Here is a 20,519-nt window from a genome sequence, read left to right on the forward strand (position 1 = left end):
CCCCGCCTGGAGACCGACCTCCAGGCGGGCGTCGGGCCGGTTCCCGCCGCCGGCCCATCGGTCTAACGTGCGGCCCCCGTCGAGAAGCACATGACCTTGGCCCCTGTGATGCCCACTCCGCCCGAAGCCCCGCAGCCCTCCACGCCGCCGCCCCCGCCCGAGCAGCCACGCCGCCCCGGGCTGGGCGCGCGCCTCTGGAAGTGGACGAAGCGGCTGCTCATCACCGGCGTGGTCGGGCTCGTCCTCGTGCTGCTCGTCTGCGTGGGCGCGTACGTCTACTACAGCCAGGACCTGCCCTCGGTGGACGCGCTGCGCACGTACGAGCTGCCGCAGGTCACCAAGGTGACGTGCGCGGACGGCCAGGTCTGCGCCGAGTACGCCTACGAGAAGCGCACCGTGGTGCGCGTGCAGGATTTGCCTCCGCATGTGCGCGACGCGTTCCTCGCCGCCGAGGACGCGGACTTCTACAAGCACGTGGGGTTGGACCCGTTCGGCATCCTCCGCGCGGCCATCAAGAACCTCATCCCCGGCAGCCGCAAGTCCGGCGCGTCCACCATCACCCAGCAGGTGGTGAAGAACCTGCTGCTGTCCCCCGAGCGCAAGCTGTCGCGCAAGATTCGCGAGTGGATCCTCACCCCGCGCGTCGAGGAGGCGCTCACCAAGGACCAGATCCTCAGCCTCTACATCAACCAGTCGTATTACGGGCAGCGCCGCTACGGCGTGGAGGAGGCGGCGCTCTATTATTTTGGCAAGCGCGCCAAGGACCTGAGCGTGGGTGAGGCGGCGGTGCTCGCGGGCACGGTGCAGATTCCCCACCGCATCAACCCGGTGACGAACATGACGCGGGCGAAGTCGCGCCAGCGCTATGTGCTCGGGCAGATGGCCGCGCAGGGCTTCGTGCCGCGCAAGGTGGTGGACGAGGAGGTGGACAAGCCCATCGTGCTGGCGCCGCGTCCGGAGCAGGCCGTGGGCCCGTACTACGCGGAGGAGATTCGCCGCACGCTCATCGAGCGCTATGGGGAGCACGCGGTGATGCAGGGGGGCCTGCGGGTGGACATCGCCATGGTGCCCAAGCTCCAGGTCGCCGCCGAGCAGTCCGTGCGGGAGGGCCTGGAGGCGGTGGACCGTCGCCAGGGCTATCGCGGTCCCAAGGGCACGCTGGACGACGCGCAGTGGACGCGGCTTCGAGCCCTGGTGCTCACGCGCATCGAGGAGGCCGGGCGTCGGCAGAAGGACCAGGGTTATGTCGCGGACCTGGAGCCCCTGTCCCGCATCACCGCGGCGGGAGAGCCCCCGAAGGAGGTGGCCCCCGCGGAGGCGGACGTGGACGGCGCGGAGGAGCAGCGGCCGGAGCTGACGCCCGAGGACGAGGCGCCTCCGTCCGAGGAGGAGCTGCTGGTGCGCGCGGTGCGCCTGAAGCCGCTGGAGGAAGGGCTGCGGCTGACGGGCTACGTGACGGAGCTGGACGAGAAGCGCAACGTGGCGCGCGTGGACCTGGTGGGCCGCACCGCGGAGGTGGCCTTCCCTGGCGTGAGCTGGGCCCGTCAGAAGGGCAAGGGCGCGCCGAAGAAGATTGGCGACGTGTTCGAGAAGGGGCAGCTCGTCTTCGTGCGCGTGTTGAAGGCGCCGCCCGCGCCGGCCTTCCTGGAGGCGACGTTGGACCAGGTGCCCATGGTGCAGGGCGGCCTCGTGGTCATCCGCCCGGACAACCGCAACGTCGTCGCGCTGGTGGGTGGGTATGACGCGGAGCGCTCGTCGTTCAACCGCGCCACGCAGGCCCGACGTCAGCCGGGCTCTTCGTTCAAGCCCTTCCTGTACGCCGCGGCGCTCGCGAGCGGGCGCTACACGCCGCTCTCCAAGGTCAACGACGCCCCCGAGACCATCCGCGACCCGTACACGGGCAAGGCGTGGAGGCCGCAGAACTATGACCGTCAGTTCGAGGGGCCGATGACGCTGCGCCAGGCGCTCACGAAGTCGAAGAACACGGTGTCGGTGCGGCTCATCGAGGCGCTCACCCCGCCCACCGTCATCGACTTCGCGCGCCGGGCGGGCATCCGCTCCGCGATGCCGGAGAACCTCACGCTGGCGCTGGGCACGGGCGAGTTGACGATGCTGGAGGCGGTGAATGCGTATGCCACGCTCCAGGCCAACGGGAAGCTGGCCGAGCCGCTCATGTTGCTGCGTGTGCGCGACTCGCGCGGCAAGCTGCTGGAGGACCACCAGCCCGCGTTCGAGGAGACGCTGCCTCCGGCCGTCGCGTACCTCACGACATCGCTGATGCGCAGCGTGGTGGAGGAAGGCACGGCCAAGGCGGTGCGCGAGCTCAACCGTCCCGCCGCGGGCAAGACGGGCACCACGCAGGAGAGCAAGGACACGTGGTTCTCCGGCTACACGGCGGACTGGGTGGCCAGCGCGTGGGTGGGCTTCGACGACAACTCGCCGCTGGGTGGGAGCGAGACGGGTGGACGCGCCGCGCTGCCCATCTGGTTGCAGTTCATGCGCGTGGCGCATGAGGGGCTGCCCGCGCGTGAGTTCGAGGTGCCGCCTGGGGTGCTCCAGGTTCGCATCGACCCCGCCACGGGGCTCCTGGCCGGCGAGTCCGTGCCGGGACGGCTGGAGCCGTTCCTGGAGGGGACACAGCCCACCGCCAAGGCGCCGCCGCCCGGGCAGGTGACGACGGATGAGTTCTTCCTCGATGACGGCAGGAAGGGTCTGTGAGCCGAGCTCTCGTCCTCGCGCCGCTGCTGACCTCGCTGGCGGCGGGCGCGGCTCCGTCTTCCTCCGCGGAGCGGGCCACTGCCGTGCGCACGCTGCCCGCCGAGGCGCCCGTGGCCCTGTCCGTGTTGGCGGCGGGCACGGCCTCGAGTTCCTTCGGTGCGCCAGCCACCGGCATGAGGGCCGGCCCCTCCGAGACACCCGTGGCCGTCTCGCGGTTGGCGGCGGGCGCAGACTCGAGTTTCTTCGGTGCGCCAGCCACCGGCATGAGGGCCGGCCCCTCCGAGACGCCCGTGGCCGTCTCGCGATTGGCGGCGGGCGCAGCCTCGAGTTCCTTCGGTGCGCTGATCACTGAAGTGCGGACGTCTCCCTTCGAGGCGCCTGTGGGCATGTCCCTGTTCGCGGCGGGCGCGGCAGCTTCCTCCTCGGAGGGCTCGTCCGCCGTTCAGCGACTCGCGGGTGAGCTGGCCACCGCGGTGCGCGCGCTGCCCGCCGAGGCGCCGGTCGCCCTGTACCTCTCGGGAAGCTCGCCGGAGCTGCGGCGCGCGGTCGGAAGTGTGCTGGCTTCACGTCTCGCCTCCGCGAGCCTGGCCCCTGTCCTGGTCGATGCGCCGAGCGCCGAGGCCGCGGAGTCCGTGGCCCGGGCCCAGGGTGCCCGTACGCTCGTGCGGCTGACGCTGGATGTGGAGGCCGGAGCCCTGCGGGCTCGTGGCGACGCGCTGGGCACGTGGATCAACTTCTGGTCCGGCCGTGTGCCGACCCGTCCAGCGAAGCCCTCGGGTGCACTCGTCGAGTCGGTGGACGCGGACGCGGAGGTGCTCGCGCTGGCCTCGGTGGGCGCTCCCGCCGCCCCGCCTCCCACCGGAGGGCCTCGGAGTGTGCGGTTGTTGGGCGCCGTGCTGGCAAGACTGGAGCAGCCCATCGCCGCGCTCGGCGCGGGCGACCTGGATGGTGACGGGCGCGATGAAATCGTCGTGCTGACGGAGACAGACGTCTCCGCCTTCGACGCGGACGGACGGCTGTTGGCTCGACGCGAGCTGGAGGGCCTGCCCTTCTCGAATGCCCCCACGCGAGAGCCCTTCGGCGCGCTGGCCGTGATTCCCGGGCCACCCCGTATCGCCGCGTGGAGCACCCGGCGGGCACATGGTGAGCTGCTCGTGCTCGACAAGGCACGTGGCACGTTGCGGCCCGTGGGGACTCTCGACAGTGCCCCGCTGGGCGCTGTCGAACGCGGGACCTTCGTCCCTGGACAGACGGCGTTCCAGGCCGAGGTGCGGCTCGCGGAGGGCAAGCCCGTGACGCTCTCCGCGCCCTTCACCACCGCGGGCTTCGCGCCCCCGAGGATGCTCTTCGTGCATCCGGACGGTACCGGATCGCTCTACTCGCGCGCGGGGACATCCCCCACGCGACTGAGTGGGCTGGGAGCGGGCAGCGCGCTGGGAGACCTGGATGGCGACGGCACTCCGGAGCTGCTCACCACATCGCCCTTGTTGCAGCCCTCGCCGGACGTGCTGCGCGTCCACGCGCTCAACGGCACGGACCCCACCGTGCATGAGCCGCTGTGGCAGGGGACGTTGCCTGCGGGGCGCGCGCTGTACGTGGTGACGGCCAACCTGGACGGCGATGACCTCCGGGAGGTGGTGGTGGGCCTGTTGAAGCCGGATGGCACCGGTGAGTTGTTCCTCCTTCGCCAGGGTGCCCCATGACGCCGCGTCTCGCCCTCGCAAGTCTCATCCTCCTCGGCGCCTCGCCCTCGCTCGCGGCGGGACGGACGCGCTATGGCGGAGAGGTGCGCATGGCCCACGCGGGGCCGCCCGAGGTCGGAGAGCCCTCGCTCGCGGACACGCCGTTGGAGGCCACGTTGCTCGGCCTGCTGTCGCGCCCCGTGTGCACGGTGACGCCGGAGGGCGAGGCCCGTCCCGCGCTCGCCCGGGAGCTGTCGCGTCCCACGCCGCAGGTTTCTCGACTGACGCTGCCCAACGCCGCCACGGCCGGAGCGCTGGCTCGCGCGTGGATGCGGCTGTCCAGCGCGGAGGGCGCCTCGCCGTACCGTGCGCTGCTCTATCCCCTGCGTGGCGAGGGGCGGCAGGTCAACGCGAGCGGCGCCACGCTGGAGCTCGCGCTCTCGTTCCCCTGGCCCGACATGGAGCGCGCGCTGTGCCACCCTGCCCTGGCCGCGCCCGTGTCCGGGACTCCCGCGGGGCCGTTCTCGTCGGCGGGACGCGGCGCGCTCGATGCGCAGACTGGTTGGCCTCGTGGGAGGCCGTACCTGGACCGGCTGCTGCTCACGGCCACGGATGAACGGGGGCTTGCCCGCCTGTGGTCCTCGCGACAGGTCCAGGTGGAGCTGGGCGTCGCGTCCGAGTCGGACACCGTGTCGGGCGCGATGCTGTACGCCACGTACCTGGCCTTCTCGCCCCGTCGGCTCCCTGCGGACTTCCGGCAGGCGGTGGAGAGCTCCATCGACCGGGAGGACCTCACGCGGCTGTTCGTGCATGGCCCCGCGGTGCCCATGCCGCACCTGTTGCCTCCGGCGCTGATGCCGCAAGGGCCTCGGGCGCGGCCCACGGCGCCCCCGGCGGGCCCGGCCCACAAGGTGACGCTCATCTACGACACGGCGCTCGAGGACCAGCGCGCGGTGGCGGAGCGCATCCAGGTGAAGCTGCATGAACGTGGCTACACCGTGGCACTGGAGCCCTTGTCGCGAGCGGCCCTGCGCACGCGGTGGGCCAAGGGCGACTTCGAGTTGATGCTGCACGCGCTGATGCTCCCACCCGCGCCAGGCCCCGCGTTGGCCGTGGTGCTGGACGCGGGTGGGCGCAAGGACCTGCTCGGCGTGGAGCTGCCCCCCATCGGCGCGTTGACGGACATGGCGGCGCGCGACGCGCGGGCCCGTGAGCGTGCGTTGGCGCTGGCCGCGACGCTGCCCCTGTTGCCGCTGTATGCGCAGGGACTGGGCGTGCGCGCCATGCCGGAGGTCGGAGGGCTCGCCATGGATACACAGGGCCTGCCGACGCTCGACGGCGCGTTCCTGCTTCCAGCCGAGGGCGCCGCGATGGGAGGGCGCCCGTGAGCATGGCGCGGTGCCCTCGCGGCGAGGGGGCGAGGCAAGCAGGGCCTGCCAACGCTCGACGGCGCGTTCCTGCTTCCAGCCGAGGGCGCCGCGATGGGAGGGCGCCCGTGAGCATGGCGCGGTGCCCGCGCGGCGAGGGTGCGAGGCAAGCAGGACCTGCCAACGCTCGATGGCGAGTTCCTGCTGCCCGCCGAGGGCGCCGCGAGGAGAGGACGCCCTCGAGCAAGGCGCGGTCTCCACGCGTCCCGGATGAACGGCAAACAGGGTCTGCCGCCGTTCGATGGCGCGCTCCCGCGGCCCATCGAGTACGCCGCGATGGGAGGCCAGCCGGAAGCGTGTCGACATGGCGTCCGCACGGCACGGCTGAGCGGCACGTGAGGAGGAGCCACCCTTGAGACTGAGGACCCGACTGGCGCTCGCCTTCGCGCTGCTCGCGTTGGTGCCTCTCGCGGTGGTCGTCCTGCCCACGCTGTCGCGCCTGCGTGACACCCTCTCGCGCGAGCTGGATGCCCGCATGGAGGCGGCCACCCTCAGCGCGAAGGAGTCGCTGGAGCGCTCGGCCGCCACGGCCCGTCGCGCGGTGGAGGAGCTGGTCGAAAGCCCCGCGATGGAGGACCTGGCCCGCGAGGCGCGTGAGCGCCCCACCCGCGCCATCCAGGCCGGCACGGCGGAAGCGCTGATGAAGACGCGCGGACTGACGGTGCTCGCGCTCTTCGACCGGGGAGGCACGGTGTTGTCCTCGGGCCACCTGCCCGCGCGGCGCGGCGACCCAGACCCCGTCCTCTTCGCCGTCACCCGCGAGTCGTCCCCCAAGCCGGTCCCCGTCCGCGTGGAGGTGCGCACGTCATCGGGCCTCCGGCAGATGCCCGCGCTCGTCACCGCGCGCCCCATCGACTACGGCGACCTGCGCCTGTGGGCCGTGGGCGGTGTGCTGCTCGATGACAGCCTGGCGCAGCACCTGGCGAGACTGACGCAGGCCCAGGTCACGCTGGTCTCGGGAGAGAATGAGCTGGCCCGCGCCGGAACCGCGCTGCCGCCCACGGTGGCGCGCGAGCTCCCGCTGGGGGACACCGCCACGGTGCGACTGGTCTTCAGTCGCGCCGCCGCGCGCGAGGCCGAGGAAGGCGTCATGCGCGCGTTCGTCCTGCTCGCGGGCCTGGGCGGTGCGTTCGCGGTGCTCCTGGGACTGCTCGTGTCACGGTGGATGACGAGGCCCGTGGAGGCACTCACCGAAGGTGCTCGCCGCGTGGCCGAGGGCGCGCTGGACGTGCAGGTGACGGCGGACGCCACGGGTGAGGTGGGAGAGCTGGTCCGGACGTTCAACCACATGACGTCCGAGCTGAAGGCCACCACGGAGCGACTGGTGGCCAGCGAGCGCATCGCCGCGTGGCAGGAGGTGGCGCGGCGGCTCGCGCATGAAATCAAGAACCCGCTCACCCCCATCCGCATGTCGCTGGAGACGCTGCTCGCCGCGCAGGAGGCGCGCCATCCGCGCTTCCCGGAGCTCTTCAAGGAGAGCGCCGGGGTGGTGCTGGAGGAGGTGGACCGGCTGCGGCGCATCGTCGACGAGTTCAGCCGGTTCGCGCGGATGCCCAAGCCGCAGCTCTCGCCCGTGGACCTGTCCGAGCTGACGCAGAGCGTGCTCGCGCTCTACGCCACGCCGCCCGAGGGCATCCAGATCCTGCCCGCCCTGCAGACGGGCGTGGTGGCGCGGGTGGACCGGGACATGCTGACGCAGGTGCTGGTCAACCTGGTGAAGAACGCCGAGGAGGCCATGGCCGGCAAGGGTGGCAACCTGCGCGTGCGCGTGAAGGGCACGGACACCGACGCGCTCATCGAGGTCGAGGACAGCGGCCCGGGCATCCCCCTCGAGCACCGGGCCCGCATCTTCGAGCCGTACTTCACCACCAAGGACGGAGGCACCGGGCTCGGGCTCGCCATCGCGGCGCGCATCCTCCAGGAGCACGGCGGCAAGCTCGAGGTCGGCGGAGAGCCGGGCCAGGGCGCGCGATTCAGCGTCGTGCTCCCCCGCGCCGAGGGCATCAGCGCCGTCGGCGTCCGGTAGGCCGCGCCCCTCGCTCCGGAACAGAGCGCGCGGACACGGCGCGGCAAGCCATCCCGCCTCGAGCCAACACACAGCGCGCACGCCAGCGAGCAGCGAGTCTCGCCAGTGCGCGGGTCTCGTGATTGCGCGGTGCCTGGAACAGGGTGCAGCGAGCCCATCGCCTGGAGTCGACACCTCGTGCGCGGGCCCTCGAGCAAGGCGCCTCGTGCAGGCGAGGACCTGGCACCGCCCCGTGCTGCACGGCACCTGGGTCGAGGCGTGAGTCCGCCTTCGATGTGCCACCGCGGGAGCACACGAGAAGCGCGGGAGCACGGCGCCTCGCACGGGTTCCAGCCACCGCGTGACTCCGCCCCCAGAAACGAACGAAGCCCGAGGCGACCTGCGCCCCGGGCTCCGACTGTCACCTCACGGTGAACGCCGCGCTCAGTCCTTGACGGGCGTGGCCTTGAGGGCGGCCTTGCCCTCCTTCACGTAGACCTGGAAGCGCACCGTCTTGCACGCGTACTTCTGGACGAGCTGTTCCTTGTTCTTGCGCAGCTTCTGCACGAACTTGTCGTACGTCAGGCCGTCCGCCGGCTCCCCACAACGCTCGCGCGTGGTGATGAACTCGCGGAAGACCTCCTGGAAGTGCTGCTCCTCGGAGAGCGCCACCGCGGAGTTGCCCGAGGGCCCCGCGCCCGGCAGCGGAATCGCCGCGGGAGCCGCCCCACCCCGCGCCGGCAGCGGAATCGGAGCATCGGGGGGACGCGCACTCGCCTGGAGCAGCTCGCGCGGGATGGCCGCGACACGGGTCGTCTCCGGGTTGTCCGGAGCCTGCGCCGCCGCCAGGGCGAACGGATTGGCCGCCTGCTGCAGCGAGTACGCCGCCGTGGGCTGGTCCTCGAACGCGAACGCGCCCCGACGAGGCGAGGCCGGCGACAGGGACTCACCATTGGGCTCCGGCTCGAACGGCATGGACGACGCGGAACCGAACGGCGTCGCGGGCGGCACGGCCGGGGGAGGCGGCGCCGAGGGAGGAGGCGCCGGGAACGGGAACGGCTCGGCCTGGCCGAACGGATCCGCCCCACCGAACGGGCTCGAAGGCGCCGCCGAGGGAGGCGGCAGCGCGAACGGATCCGCCATCGGCGCGGGCGCCGCGGGAGGAGGCGGCAGCGCGAACGGGTCCGCCCCGAACGGCTGAGCCGCCGCGGGAGCCGGCGCCGCATGGGCGAACGGGTCCGCCCCGAACGGCGGGGCCGCGGGAGGCGGCGGCGCGGAAGCGAACGGGTCCGGCAACGGCCCCGGCGTCGGCGCGGGAGGCAGCGGCGAGGACGCGAACGGATCCGGCAACGGTCCCGGCGTCGGGGCCGCGGCCACCGGCTGCGGCGCGGGCGGAGCATGCTGCGCGGCGGGCATGGCCGCCGGAGCGCTCGCCGCCATCGCGGCCGACAGGCTCAGCGTGTCGGAAGAGCCCTGGACCTCGTCACCCGAGGCCCGGGCGCCGCCCATCATCGCGGCCCACACCAGCGTCAGCACCAGCAGGCCCGCCAGCGCGAAGAGCGCGTTCTGCTGATAGTCCGCCAGCGCGCCCAGCACCGCCTGCGTCCCGGCCACGGAGAACACCTCCACCGAGGTCCCCTCCAGCGCGCGACGAGAGGCCACCGCCAGCGGCGCCTGTCCCCCCATCACATCCCCGTCGGTCAGCATCGGCAGGGCGATGGGCCCCAGGTTCTGCAGGGCGCCACGGCGCACCACCACGCCGTTCGTGTTCGCGGCCACCTGCGCCAGGGACCCCTCCGCCAGGAGCTTGTCCGGCCCGAAGGCCGTCACCGAGTCACCCTTCACCAGACCGAGCGCCGTGACGCCCGTGGCCTGCACCGCGGCCTCCAGCGCGCCCTCGTCGAACAGCGGCGCGCCCACCACCAGCGTCACCGCCGGCTGCACGCCGAAATCCCCGCCCCACAACACCGGCACCGCGGCGAACACGTGGGTCGTCCCCAGCGCGTCCACCACCGTCGTGCCCGCCTTCGCCAGCGCGGCGACATCCAGCTTCGCGGTGTCCGAGGAAGGCTCGCCGCCCACGACCGCGTGGAACGCCGCGTCCGGGGCCGCCAGCGCCACCACCGCGCCCTTGAGCTCCTTGGGCAGCACGGCCTCGGCGGCGGTGCGGATGGCGGAGAAACGCTCGGCCGTCAGCGGCTGCAGCGCGGCCTTGTCGTCCTCCTTGTCCTTGTCGCGGGAAGAAGAGGCGCCGTACTGAGGACGCGCGGGCGTCGCGGGCTTGGGCGGCTGCAGCGCGTGCACCGCGCTGGCCACATCCGGAGTGGCGGCCAGCTTGAGCGCCAGCGCCTGGACCTCCGCGCGACGCGCATCCACGCGGCGGGCCACCTCCGTCACGCCCGAGGCGGACTGAGCCGTGGCTCCTTCCACCGCGCGCGCGCGAAGCGGTCCCGACAACATCGGGAGATGAGCAAGCCCCAGTCCAATGACCAGGAACGCGAAGAGGAGGAACTTGAGGCGGACCATCGCCGTCCTTTAGCCCATGGGTGAAGGGTTCCGCTTATAGCGTTCACCATTCGGACCCAGCAAGATTCGGACAGCGGACAACTGGGGCCCGGCCGCCTGGCCCACAGCCAGGAAGACCGGGCCCTACACCCTGATACGTCTTGCGCTAATAGGTGGGCACGTTCGCCGCCACGTCGTCGGGCAGCCCGTCCGTGCGCACCTCGCGGCGCCGCTCCACGGCCTTGCGCACGCTGCGCTCCAGCCGGTCACGCGCCGCGTCGATGGCCTGGAACAGCGTCTCCGCCGCCTCCGTGACGTGGATGGCCGCGAAGTTCGGCATGCGCACCGTCGCCCGACACTCCTTGTCCACCCCGCCCTTGGGGCCGTTGATGTCCACCAGCGAGATGTCGATTTCCGCCGCCTCGTCGTCCGCGTACCGCTCGATGTGGCTCACCAGATGTTCCTGCAGATAGTCCCTCAGGGAATCCGTCAGGGTCAGATGCACGCCCCGCATCAACACCTTCATGGCATCACCTCCGGGGCCAAAGATGGACAGTCCCGCGCGGATGGACAGCCCATTGCCCCACGGTGAGGGACGCTCTTCCGCCCGGCTGCCCTCCGAGCGGCGCGGCACGCGAGGCGCGGCGCTCGCGGCGGACGTTTCCGACAGGTGCCAGGGTTACCCAGACGCATGGGCGCCGACCGAATCAAGGTCCTCCTCGTCGAGGACGACGCAGACAGCCGGGAGCTCCTCGCGGAGCTGCTCGAGTTCGACTTCGACGTCGTCACCGCGAGTGACGGCCTGTCGGGCTTGAGGGCCTTCGAGAGCGCGCATCCGGACGTGGTGGTGACGGACGAGTCGCTGCCCGGACTGACGGGCACGGAGCTGGCCCGGCGGGTGAAGGCCCGCTCCGCGCGCACGCGCGTCATCCTCGTCTCGGGCTACACGCAGGTGGATGGCGCCGAGCACTGCGACTTGATGCTGCGCAAGCCCATCGACGTGGAGCGGCTGAGCAGCGCCGTGGGCAGGCTGGGAGCCGAGGCCCGCCATTGGCCCGGCGACGACGCCCGGCAGTGAACGGAAGGATGGGCCCCAGGTGCCGCGACGGGACACCGGACCTACCATGTCCCTCCAGGACATCCACGGGCAGGAGGGACGGACATGAGATACTGCGCAAGGTGCGGCTCGGAGTACCGGGATGACATCGAGCAATGCTCGGACTGCCCGGGCAACCCCCGGTTGGTCGAAGCCGGAGAGATGAACCGCCGGGGCCTGCCGTTGCCCCACGAGCTGGACCAGCGCGTCTTCGCGCGCGCCGGGACGACGGACAACCCCCTCATGGTCGAGGTCTTCACCGGCATGCTCGAGGAGCGGGACATCCCCGTGCTCGTGCGCGCGGGACGCTCGGGGGTGGTGGACAAGCTGACCACCGGCAACCTGCTGCCCTGGTGGGAGATTCTCGTCCCCGAGGAGCTGCGCGAGCGCGCCGCCCTGCTCATCGAGCGCGAGCGCGCCGAGGAGGCGGCCACCACCGATGAGGCCGTGAGGGCCGCCGAGGAGGAGGAGCGGGAGACCGAGCGCTCCTCACCCCCGCCGCCCGCCTTCTGACGGCCGTCAGGGCGAGCGCACCACCGCGCTCGGCGGAGGGCTGTCCGGCCTTCGCGCCTCGAACAGGCTCACCCCGGTGACCTTCCACTTCGCGTAGCGCGAGTTGCGCGTGAGGAAGGTCTCCAGGTCCTCGTCCACCACGCGGTTGTAGCCGCCGCGCGAGGCGTGACGCAGGAAGGTGCGGTGCTTGCGCTGCACCACGAAGCCCAGGTGGGTGATGCGCGTGGCCTTGAGCGGGAGGTCCTCGCGCATCACCACCAGGATGGTGCCGGAGGGGATGTCACGCGCGTGCGCCATCACCTTCTCCAGCGGAATCATGTTCAGCGCGTACGTGCCCGTCGGCTGACGCTCCAGGGGCAGTTGGAGCGACTGCGAGGAGCGCGACTGCCAGGTGGCCTTCGTCAGCGTCTTCGTCACGCCGACGGTGTCCGCACCGCCGAGCGTGCGCGTCACGTCGCGCAGGAAGCCCTTGCGGATGTTGTTGGGCAGCCACTGCGCCTCCATGAGGTGGTTGCGGTCCTCGTACGAGGGCGTCTGGGCGTAGCGGATGTGCTCGAGCAGCGAGGCCACCTCCGGCTCGGTGTGCGCCAGCCCCAGCGCCATCGACTGCTCGACGAAGGTCAGGCAGTCCACCGCGTCCAGGCGGAAGGTCGGGTCGGGGTCCACACCCGAGCCCTCGCCCAGCGGGGACAGCACGTAGGGCGTGTTGATGAAGCGCGCGCTCATGGAGAGCAGCCGCTCGGAGAGGGGCGCTTCGGTCGCCTGGGCCACCAGGGCCGCGAAGGCGCTCGCGTCCAGGCCCGTCCAGCCGTTGGCGCGCGCGGGTGAGGCCGTGGCCGCCTGGGCCGCGGCGGAACCGGATTCGACGAGCCGCGCGGCCCCGGGCGCGGCGACCTGCTTCGAGGAGTCCACCGGCGCCTGGGTGAGGAGCGCCGCGGCCAGCACCACCGCCCACGTCATGGCGCCACGCCCGCCCTTCGCAGGATCACCTTGCGGCGATCATCCTGGAGCTGGAGCGTCTCCAGCTCCTTCTCGTAGGCCAGCTTCTCGTCGCTCTTGGCGTTCCAGGACGCCAGCACCAGCCAGTCCAGCATGGACGGGTCGCCCCCCTGGTAGAGGATGCGCGCGGCGCCCGCGGCGAGCGTGCGGTCCTTGTCCTCCAGGAGCGGCTTGAGCGCGGGGCTGGCCTTCTTCGCCACCACGCCCTCGAACAGCTCCAGCCCCTGACGCCGCTTGAAGCGGTCCGAGTCGCCGAGCAGCTTGTTGGCGAAGGCGAAGCCCTCCGGGGCCCCCAGCCGGCACAGGCCGCGCGCCGCCGCGAAGCGGGTGCTCTCCGAGTCGTTCTCCAGGAACTCCTTGAGGGCCTTGGCCTGCTTGGCGTCACCGGCCTCGCCCGTGGCGGCCAGCATCGCGGCGCGCACCTCCAGCTCCTGCTCCTCCTTGGCGGCCGCCATCAGGGCCTTGCCCACCTTGGGGTTGCGCGAAGCGCCCAGCGCGCGAGCGGCGTCCCGGCGCACGCCGCTGCTCTTGTCGGCCAGGAGCGGCAGCAGCACCTGGACGTTGCGGCTCTTGATGCGGGCCAGGCCCTGCGCGGCGTACATGCGCACCGTGCTGTCCCCGTCGCCCGCGAGCCGCACCAACGCGGGCTCCGCCGAACGCGTGTCCAGCCCCGCCAGCACCGCCACCATGTTGCGGCGGATCCGCTCGTCCAGGGCGCGCCGCAGGGACTCGGTGATGAGGTCCGCGGCGAAGGGCTCCTCGCGCAGGTAGCGCAGGCGGGAGACGGCCGCGGGCACGGCGCCGCCCTGGAGGACCGTCTGGACCACCTTCTCCGTCTCCGCCTGACGCTCGGCGCGCTTCGCGGCGGACGCCTGGGCGGACAGGGCCAGGGGGGACACGAGCAGCGTCAGGAGCAGCAGGAGGCGGGCGGGGAGGACGGGCGGGCGCACGGGAGGGGGACGATGGCAAGCCAGCCGCCGGCCGTCAAAGTCCCTGGCGCCGGGCCGCCCCCCCTCCAACAGGGTCTGCCCGATTCTTGACCCCCCAAGAGGCGATTGATACGACCGATGCCTCTGTCCCTCCTCTAGAGGCGCCACGCTATGAAGAAGCTGACGGTGCTGGTGTCGGTGGCCGGGGCGCTCGCCGCATGCGGCCCCGTGAAGTCCACCGCGAACATCCTCGACGCCGAAGTCCAGATTCAGGCCGCGCGCACGGCCGGAGCCGACAAGCTGGCTCCGTACGAGTGGACCGCCGCGAACCTGTACATCGACAAGGCGCGCGAGGAGGTTGGCTACTCCGACTATCAAGCCGGCGTGGACTTCGCGGTGAAGGCGTCGCGCTTCGCCAACGAGGCGCGCGAGAAGGCCATGTCCGTGTCGGGCAGCAGCGACACCGACGAGAGGACCCCGAACCCGTGACGCACCGAGTGCTCCCGATGACGCGTCCCTGCCTTGCGGCGCTGCTGTCCCTCTTCCTCGCCAGCTGCGTGAGCGGCAGCAAGATTCGCGCGGACACCCAGGTGCTCGCCGCCGACGTCGAGCGCGCCCGCCGCAGCGGCGCGCTGCGCTGCGCGCCCGTGGAGCTGGCCACCGCGGAGGCCCACCTCGACTTCGCCAAGGGCGAGCTGAGCCAGGGCAACAGCGGCCGCGCCGCCTCCCACGTGCGGCTGGCCGACACGGCGGTGGACCGGGCGCTGGAGCTGTCGAAGAGCTGCGGTCCCCGGCAGGTGCTGGTGCGCGAGCGCCCCGAGGCCCCGCAGGCGACGACGCCGACGACGCCCGAGCCCCAGAAGCCGCCCCAGGTCGTGGTCCGCATCGAGGAGACGGACAGCGACGGCGACGGCGTGCTGGACAAGGACGACCCGTGCCCCGACCAGGCCGAGGACAAGGACGGCTTCCAGGACGAGGACGGCTGCCCGGACCCGGACAACGACAACGACGGCGTGCTCGACGCCAACGACAAGTGCCCCAACGAGCCCGGCGTCCTGGAGAACCAGGGCTGCCCCGCGCTCGCGCCGACGGACCGCGACGGCGACGGCATCAACGACAACCTGGACAAGTGCCCGGACCAGCCCGAGGACAAGGACGGCTTCCAGGACGAGGACGGCTGCCCCGACCTGGACAACGACAATGACGGCGTCGTGGACACCCAGGACAAGTGCCCCAACGAGCCCGGCCCCATCCAGAACCTGGGCTGCCCGGACCGGGACAACGACGGCGTCAACGACGCGCAGGACAAGTGCCCGGACGAGCCCGAGGACAAGGACGGCTTCCAGGACGAGGACGGCTGCCCGGACCTGGACAACGACGCCGACGGCCTGGCGGACGCCCAGGACAAGTGCCCCAACGAGGCGGGCCCGCCGGAGAACTCGGGCTGCCCGGACAAGGACTCGGACAACGACGGCGTGGTGGACCGCCTGGACGCGTGCGTGGACGAGCCCGGCACCAAGGAGGAGCGCGGCTGCCCGAAGCAGTACAAGAACGTGGTCATCAAGAAGGACCGCATCGAGATCAAGAAGCAGATCCTCTTCGGCTCGGGCTCCGCGAAAATCGTCGGGAACAAGCAGAACAACGCCATCCTCGACGACGTGGCGCAGGCGCTGCGTGACGCCCCCTGGATTGGGAAGGTCCGCATCGAGGGCCACACCGACTCGCTGGGCAAGGACGAGGCGAACCTGAGGCTGTCGCAGAAGCGCGCCGACGCGGTGATGGCGCAGCTGCTGCGGCGCAACATCGACCCGGGTCGGATGGAGGCGGTGGGCTTCGGTGAGACGCGGCCCATCGGACCGAACACCACCAAGGCGGGCCGCGCGCAGAACCGCCGCACGGAGTTCAACATCATCACGCAGTAACTTCCGCCTCCCGCGGAAGCAGGCACAGCGCCTCCCGGGCTTCGTCCCGCGGAGGCGCTTCGCTTTTCAGCAGGGCCGTCGTCGCGGCGGGCATGGGCACCCCCAGGCCCTTGGGCCCGGGAATGGAGCCTGGCGCGAGGCAGCCCTCGCCGGCCGGCGACATCGGCGCGGTGCGGGCAACGCCGCACCGCAGAACGCCCCGAGCTCAGTCGTCCTTGAGCAGCTCGTGGAGGACCTCGGTGGCGTACGCGCCCCGGGGCAGCTCGAAGGTGAGCCACAAGTCCTCGCCCTCGGGCGTCAGCTCGGGCGAGCCCAGGCGGACGCGGTACGGCCTGCGCCCTCCCTCCGTCTCGCCGCCGCCGCGCTTGAAGTCCTCCAGCGTGACGCCCTCCCCCACGAGCAGCTTCGCCTCGACCTCCGCCACCTCGCCCGCCGAGGCCGTCATCTTCGGACCGAACAGCGGCCCCGCCGGGCTCACCTCGAACGCGGCGACGCGAGGCCCGTCGACCTCAGGCGCCTCGCACACGAAGAGGCCCCCCGTCTCCTCCTTGCGCAGCACGTCCCCCAACAGGGCCGTGGACAAGGTGCCCGCGCGCAAGCGGTCCGCGAGCGCCCGGTTGAAGATGCGCGACTGGAAGGCGGAGAGGTACAGCTTGCGCTGGAAGCGCTCCGGCCGCTTCGGCAGGCGCTGCCCCAGCACCAGCAGGCGCCCCAGGTCCGCGTTGTCACCCGCGCGGCCGAAGCGCTGCTCGCCGAAGTAGTTGGGCACGCCGCCGGCGGACAGCCGCGCGAAGGACTCCCGCGCCGCGCCCACGTCGCTCACGCCGCGCAGGCGCAGCCGGAAGCGATTGCCCTTCAGGTGCCCGGTCCGCAGCTTGTTGCCGTGCCGGCGGGACCACAGCACCTGGACACCATCCAGCGCGAAGTCGCCCAGCTTGGGCTCCGCGCGCGCGGGCACCGAGATGAGCTGCCGCGTGACGGCCTGCCGGTCCTTCATGCCCGCGACGCCCACGTCGTCCTCGGACACGCCCAGCGCCTTGGACACCGCGCGCACCACCTCGCGCGTGTCCCGGCCCCGCTTCTCCAGCCACAGGTAGAGGTGCTCGCCCTCACCCGACGGCTGATAGGCGGGGAGCTCCTCGACCTCGAAGTCCTCGGGGACCAGCTTGAAACCACCACCACAGCCGGGGACATCCGCCGTCAACCGCGGCCAATCCGAATCCGTCGTCACGAGCCCTCGAGCGTCGCCAGCAGCTTCTTCACACGACGGGCGAGGTCCTCGTCCGCGCGCGACTCCAACAGCTCACCGGCCTGGAACAACAAGAAGAACATCACGTCGCTGAGCGCCTGCTTGAAGGAGGCCAGCGGCTCGGAGCCCAGCTGCGACTGGTGCCGCTCGAAGGACTCCATCAACTTCGCCTCGGCCAGGCTGCCATCCGCCTGGAAGGCGAGCCCCTCCAACACCGGCGAGGACGACAGCGCCTGCCCGGAGAGCGCGGCGTTGGCGGCGGCGATGAACTCGCGGTCCATGCCCTGCTTGGCCACCTCGTCGCGAATCTCGCGGAAGATGAAGTTGAACACGCGCGCCGCCGGACGCGGGTCCACCGCGGGCGCGGGGCTCGCCGCCTGCGGCTTCTGCGCGGGGGCCCCCTGCCCCACCGGCGGTCCCTGCGTGGGAGCGCTGCCCGTCGCGACGGCCGCGGGCCCCACGGGCACCAGCAGCGGCTTGTCCGTCACCGACGCGAAGCCGCCCTCGAGCAGGCGGAAGACGACCTTGGTGATGTCGAACTCCGACAGCCGCGCCGCGTGCCCCAGCTCCAGGATGGTGCGGCGCCCGTCGACCAGGCCCAGCACCCGGTCCTCGTCCTCCTCCAGCTTGCCGTCGGAGGCGCGCTTCTTCGCCACGTACAGCCGGCCGTGGGGGATGCGCTTGCGGAAGTGCGCCATCTCGTCGATCTTCCGGATGCTGTCCATCAGCAGGCTCTGGGTGGAGAGCTGGATGGAGTGATTCGCCTTCTCGTCCAGCGGCTGGTCGATGAGGAAGAAGCTCCCCTCCCGACACAGCACGATGGCGTGGAAGATCTCACTCACCTGGTGCGTGACGCACTTGAAGAGGTCGTGCGCCTGCAACAGCCCCTTCTCCACCAGCGCGCGGCCCACCTTGGACGGAGGCTGGCCCTTGAGCGCGGCCTCCACCTGGGGACGCTCCACGTAGCCCAGGCGCACCAGCACCTCGCCCAGCCGGTCGGCCGGGTCATCCGAGGACGCGCCCCGCACCTCGCCGTCGCGGAACGTCACCGAGCGCTCACCGCCGGGCGAGTGCACCCGGATGATGCCGCTCCAGCGCGACTGGCTGAGGAAGGCCATCAGGTCCGACAGCGGGAAGCCGCCCGCGTCGCCGGAGAGCACCACCCGGGGCGCGGGGATGCTGCCGCCCTCGCTCGGGCCCCGGGAGAAGATGAGCAGGTCCGGCGCCGTGGGCATCAGCGCGTACGTCCCCGAGCGCCCCGCCAATGGAGAGGGGCTCTGGCGATCCTCGGGGACGAGTTGCCCCGCGTCGATGCGGAACCGTTGCGTCATCTGCCGCGTCAGTCAGCCGCCCAGGCGTTCTTGTTCGTCACCCACTCCAGCTCGTCTTCCATGCTGTGGGTGAGCATCTCCTCCTGGATGAAGCTCAAATCCAGGGCCCGGCCGTTGAAGTACACCGACGGCGTGCCCGACAACCCGGCCGCGCGGCCCTGGTTGCGGAAGCCCTCCAGCTCCTGCTTGTACGAGTCCGACTTGAGCACCGCCGCCAGCCGGTCCTCCTCCAACCCCAGCTTCTTCGCCAGCGCCACCAGGGCCTCGGGCTTGAGGTTGTCCTGGTTCTCGAAGAGCGCGTCGTGCATCTGCCAGAACTTGCCCTGATCTCTCGCCCACAGCGCCGCCTGGGCCGCCGGCACCGCGTTGACGTGGTTGGACAGGGGGAAGGGCAGGTAGCAGAAGCGCACCTGGGAGGCGTTCTTCTTCGCGAAGGCCTCCAGCACCGGCCGCGCCTTGGCGCAGTACGGGCACTCGAAGTCGGAGAACTCCACCACCGTCACCGGGGCGGACGCGGAGCCCATGCACATGCGCTCGTCGACCTTGAACTTCGCGCGCTGCTCGCGGAAGGCGCCGTAGTACTGGGACAGCTGGACGATGACCTCCGTGGCCGGGCTGCCCTCGGACACCATGCGCGCGGCCACCCGCGCCATGCGCTTGGCGTGGCGGCAGCCGGTGTGCGACTTCAGACAGGCGCCCAGCGTGTGGGGGCAGCCGCAGTAGCAGAACTCATCACTGAGGACGGTGGCCAGCTCCCGCTTGGAGACCGCCGACAGCGAGGAGAAGTCCATGCCGGGGATGCCGGAGAGCGCCTGGGAGGGGTCCGCCGGCGGGGCCGCGGGCTCCGGAGGGGGCGCGGGAGGCTTGGCCTGGGCGGCCGGAGCGGCCGGCGCCTGGGTGGAGGCGGGCGCGGAGCCCTCCGGGTTCTTGCAACCCGAGCCGGTCAGCGCCGCGGCGACCAGCAGGGGAACGACAGGCTTCCAGCAGGAGAGGAGCACGCGGCGGGTCTTAGCCACGCGCGAGGGGCTTGTAAAGCAACGCAAGCCTTGCCAAGGAGGGCCCCTTGCCCATGCCCAGAGTCCTGCTGCTGCACACCGGAGGCACGTTGGGGATGGCCGGAGGTCGGCCCTCCGCCCTGCGCCCCGCCGCCTTCTTCAAGACGCTCAAGGCCCGTGTCCCGGAGCTCTTCCAGCTCGCCGACATCGAGCTGCAGCTCTTCAGCAACCTGGACAGCTCCGAGATGCAGCCCGAGCTGTGGCAGCGCATGGCCGCCCACCTGCACCACCAGCTCCAGGACTTCGACGGGGCCGTGGTGACCCATGGCACGGACACGCTCGCCTACACCGCCAGCGCGCTGTCCTTCATGCTGCGAAATCCGCCCTGCCCTGTCGTCCTGACGGGTTCGCAGCGGCCCTTGGGCGAGGTGCGCTCGGATGCCCGGCTCAACCTCATCGACGCGGTGCTCTCCGCGCTGCAGGGGCCGCGCGAGGTCACCATCTGCTTCGACTCGCACCTGTACCGGGGCAACCGCACGCGCAAGGTGAAGGTGTCCGAGTACGACGCCTTCGAGAGCCCCAACTGCCCGGTGCTGGGCACGCTCGGCGTGGACGCGACCTTCGAGCCGGGCCTGCGCGCCCGAGGGCCCTTCAAGCTGTACGAGAAGCTGGATCCGCGCGTCTTCATGCTCAAGGTCTATCCGGGGTTGGACCCGGCCCTGCCCCTGCAGCTGTTGCCGCATGTCCGGGGATTGGTGCTGGAGGCGTACGGGGCGGGCAACTTCCCCATCGCCCCGGAGCTCGGACGCTCGCTCATGCCCCTGTTCGTCCAGGCGAAGGAGCGCGGCGTGCCCGTGGTGGTGGTGAGCCAGGCCCACCGCAACGGCGTGGACCTGAGCCTGTACGAGTCCGGGGCGGCGTCCCTGGCGCAGGGGGCCATCGGTGGCGCGGACATGACCCCTTCCGCCGCGCTGGTGAAGCTGATGCAGGCCCTGGCCTACCACCCCCGCTCCCCGGAGGCGCTGGCGCGGTTCATCCAGACACCGGTGGCGGGAGAGCTGAGCGTCGGACGTAGGACAGTCGAGCCGGAGGTGCCCAGCCGGCCCCGGACGACGCGGCGGATCCACGCGGGATGAGCGATTGGGCCG

16 protein-coding genes are annotated in these 20,519 nt (G+C 71.8%); 9 read left to right on the top strand and 7 right to left on the bottom strand.

Annotated elements, in window-relative coordinates; all coding sequences use genetic code 11:
• Positions 1-90 precede the first annotated feature (90 nt).
• The 4 genes from LXT21_RS02555 to LXT21_RS02570 all read left to right on the top strand — a co-directional run bounded on the left by LXT21_RS02555 (position 91) and on the right by LXT21_RS02570 (position 7,853).
• Positions 91-2,718: a penicillin-binding protein 1A gene (locus LXT21_RS02555; RefSeq protein ID WP_254036475.1), complete on the top strand. Its 2,628-nt coding sequence runs from the start codon at positions 91-93 to the stop codon at positions 2,716-2,718.
• A complete protein-coding gene (locus tag LXT21_RS02560; RefSeq protein ID WP_323393972.1) occupies positions 2,715-4,421 on the top strand; it encodes a VCBS repeat-containing protein in 1,707 nt (568 codons plus the stop codon). Before LXT21_RS02555 ends, LXT21_RS02560 begins: the two co-directional genes overlap by 4 nt.
• Positions 4,418-5,788 carry a periplasmic substrate-binding domain-containing protein gene (locus tag LXT21_RS02565; RefSeq protein WP_254036476.1) on the top strand — a complete coding sequence of 457 codons (1,371 nt, stop codon included), beginning with the start codon at positions 4,418-4,420 and terminating at the stop codon, positions 5,786-5,788. The genes LXT21_RS02560 and LXT21_RS02565 overlap by 4 nt, the downstream gene beginning before the upstream one ends.
• 391 nt (positions 5,789-6,179) lie before the next feature.
• Positions 6,180-7,853 (top strand): ATP-binding protein, encoded by a 1,674-nt coding sequence (locus tag LXT21_RS02570; RefSeq protein WP_254036477.1) that lies wholly within the window; start codon positions 6,180-6,182, stop codon positions 7,851-7,853.
• A gap of 423 nt (positions 7,854-8,276) precedes the next feature.
• Here the strand turns inward: LXT21_RS02570 and LXT21_RS02575 are convergent, their stop codons facing one another.
• Positions 8,277-10,358, bottom strand: coding sequence for an MXAN_5187 family protein (locus LXT21_RS02575; protein ID WP_254036478.1), 2,082 nt, complete (start codon positions 10,356-10,358; stop codon positions 8,277-8,279).
• 145 nt (positions 10,359-10,503) lie between these two features.
• Positions 10,504-10,863, bottom strand: coding sequence for a ribosome hibernation-promoting factor, HPF/YfiA family (gene hpf / locus LXT21_RS02580; RefSeq protein WP_254036479.1), 360 nt, complete (start codon positions 10,861-10,863; stop codon positions 10,504-10,506).
• 165 nt (positions 10,864-11,028) lie between these two features.
• Here hpf and LXT21_RS02585 point away from each other — a divergent pair, with 165 nt between their 5' ends.
• Both LXT21_RS02585 and LXT21_RS02590 read left to right on the top strand, forming a co-directional pair.
• The gene (locus tag LXT21_RS02585; RefSeq protein WP_254036480.1) at positions 11,029-11,415 is read left to right on the top strand and encodes a response regulator; all 387 of its coding nucleotides are present in this window, start codon (positions 11,029-11,031) and stop codon (positions 11,413-11,415) included.
• Between the two features lie 84 nt (positions 11,416-11,499).
• Positions 11,500-11,946: a DUF2007 domain-containing protein gene (locus LXT21_RS02590; protein ID WP_254036481.1), complete on the top strand. Its 447-nt coding sequence runs from the start codon at positions 11,500-11,502 to the stop codon at positions 11,944-11,946.
• 6 nt (positions 11,947-11,952) lie between these two features.
• On the opposite strand, the gene LXT21_RS02595 is transcribed toward LXT21_RS02590, so the two are convergent.
• The gene (locus tag LXT21_RS02595) at positions 11,953-12,906 is read right to left on the bottom strand and encodes an N-acetylmuramoyl-L-alanine amidase-like domain-containing protein (RefSeq protein WP_254036482.1); all 954 of its coding nucleotides are present in this window, start codon (positions 12,904-12,906) and stop codon (positions 11,953-11,955) included.
• Complete coding sequence (locus LXT21_RS02600) at positions 12,903-13,895, bottom strand: HEAT repeat domain-containing protein (RefSeq protein ID WP_254036483.1); 993 nt, start codon at positions 13,893-13,895, stop codon at positions 12,903-12,905. The genes LXT21_RS02595 and LXT21_RS02600 overlap by 4 nt, the downstream gene beginning before the upstream one ends.
• 150 nt (positions 13,896-14,045) lie before the next feature.
• On the opposite strand from LXT21_RS02600, the gene LXT21_RS02605 reads away from it, so the two are divergent.
• Positions 14,046-14,363, top strand: coding sequence for a DUF4398 domain-containing protein (locus tag LXT21_RS02605; protein WP_254036484.1), 318 nt, complete (start codon positions 14,046-14,048; stop codon positions 14,361-14,363).
• Between the two features lie 17 nt (positions 14,364-14,380).
• Positions 14,381-15,796 (top strand): OmpA family protein, encoded by a 1,416-nt coding sequence (locus LXT21_RS02610; RefSeq protein WP_254036485.1) that lies wholly within the window; start codon positions 14,381-14,383, stop codon positions 15,794-15,796.
• A gap of 205 nt (positions 15,797-16,001) precedes the next feature.
• Here the strand turns inward: LXT21_RS02610 and truD are convergent, their stop codons facing one another.
• Genes truD through LXT21_RS02625 form a run of 3 tightly spaced genes read right to left on the bottom strand, consistent with a single transcriptional unit; the run spans position 16,002 to position 19,392 of the window.
• On the bottom strand, positions 16,002-17,027 hold the full coding sequence (gene truD, locus LXT21_RS02615; RefSeq protein ID WP_254036486.1) for a tRNA pseudouridine(13) synthase TruD: 1,026 nt from the start codon (positions 17,025-17,027) through the stop codon (positions 16,002-16,004).
• Positions 17,024-18,376 carry a DUF4388 domain-containing protein gene (locus tag LXT21_RS02620; RefSeq protein ID WP_254036487.1) on the bottom strand — a complete coding sequence of 451 codons (1,353 nt, stop codon included), beginning with the start codon at positions 18,374-18,376 and terminating at the stop codon, positions 17,024-17,026. The genes truD and LXT21_RS02620 overlap by 4 nt, the downstream gene beginning before the upstream one ends.
• Positions 18,377-18,384: 8 nt before the next feature.
• On the bottom strand, positions 18,385-19,392 hold the full coding sequence (locus LXT21_RS02625; RefSeq protein WP_254036488.1) for a DsbA family protein: 1,008 nt from the start codon (positions 19,390-19,392) through the stop codon (positions 18,385-18,387).
• A gap of 53 nt (positions 19,393-19,445) precedes the next feature.
• Between LXT21_RS02625 and LXT21_RS02630 the strand changes: the two genes are divergently transcribed.
• A complete protein-coding gene (locus LXT21_RS02630) occupies positions 19,446-20,507 on the top strand; it encodes an asparaginase (protein ID WP_254036489.1) in 1,062 nt (353 codons plus the stop codon).
• Positions 20,508-20,519 lie beyond the last annotated feature (12 nt).

Origin of the sequence: Myxococcus guangdongensis (assembly GCF_024198255.1) — a bacterium.
In the GTDB taxonomy this organism is placed as follows: domain Bacteria; phylum Myxococcota; class Myxococcia; order Myxococcales; family Myxococcaceae; genus Myxococcus; species Myxococcus guangdongensis.

Excerpts from the sequence above, each read along its gene's own strand:
- LXT21_RS02610 (WP_254036485.1), top strand. The coding sequence starts at position 14,381 with ATGACGCGTCCCTGCCTTGCGGCGCTGCTGTCCCTCTTCCTCGCCAGC.
- LXT21_RS02585 (WP_254036480.1), top strand. The coding sequence starts at position 11,029 with ATGGGCGCCGACCGAATCAAGGTCCTCCTCGTCGAGGACGACGCAGAC.
- LXT21_RS02595 (WP_254036482.1), bottom strand. The coding sequence starts at position 12,906 with ATGACGTGGGCGGTGGTGCTGGCCGCGGCGCTCCTCACCCAGGCGCCG.
- LXT21_RS02605 (WP_254036484.1), top strand. The coding sequence starts at position 14,046 with ATGAAGAAGCTGACGGTGCTGGTGTCGGTGGCCGGGGCGCTCGCCGCA.
- LXT21_RS02590 (WP_254036481.1), top strand. The coding sequence starts at position 11,500 with ATGAGATACTGCGCAAGGTGCGGCTCGGAGTACCGGGATGACATCGAG.
- LXT21_RS02620 (WP_254036487.1), bottom strand. The coding sequence starts at position 18,376 with ATGACGCAACGGTTCCGCATCGACGCGGGGCAACTCGTCCCCGAGGAT.
- LXT21_RS02565 (WP_254036476.1), top strand. The coding sequence starts at position 4,418 with ATGACGCCGCGTCTCGCCCTCGCAAGTCTCATCCTCCTCGGCGCCTCG.
- hpf (WP_254036479.1), bottom strand. The coding sequence starts at position 10,863 with ATGAAGGTGTTGATGCGGGGCGTGCATCTGACCCTGACGGATTCCCTG.
- LXT21_RS02555 (WP_254036475.1), top strand. The coding sequence starts at position 91 with ATGACCTTGGCCCCTGTGATGCCCACTCCGCCCGAAGCCCCGCAGCCC.
- LXT21_RS02575 (WP_254036478.1), bottom strand. The coding sequence starts at position 10,358 with ATGGTCCGCCTCAAGTTCCTCCTCTTCGCGTTCCTGGTCATTGGACTG.
- LXT21_RS02630 (WP_254036489.1), top strand. The coding sequence starts at position 19,446 with ATGCCCAGAGTCCTGCTGCTGCACACCGGAGGCACGTTGGGGATGGCC.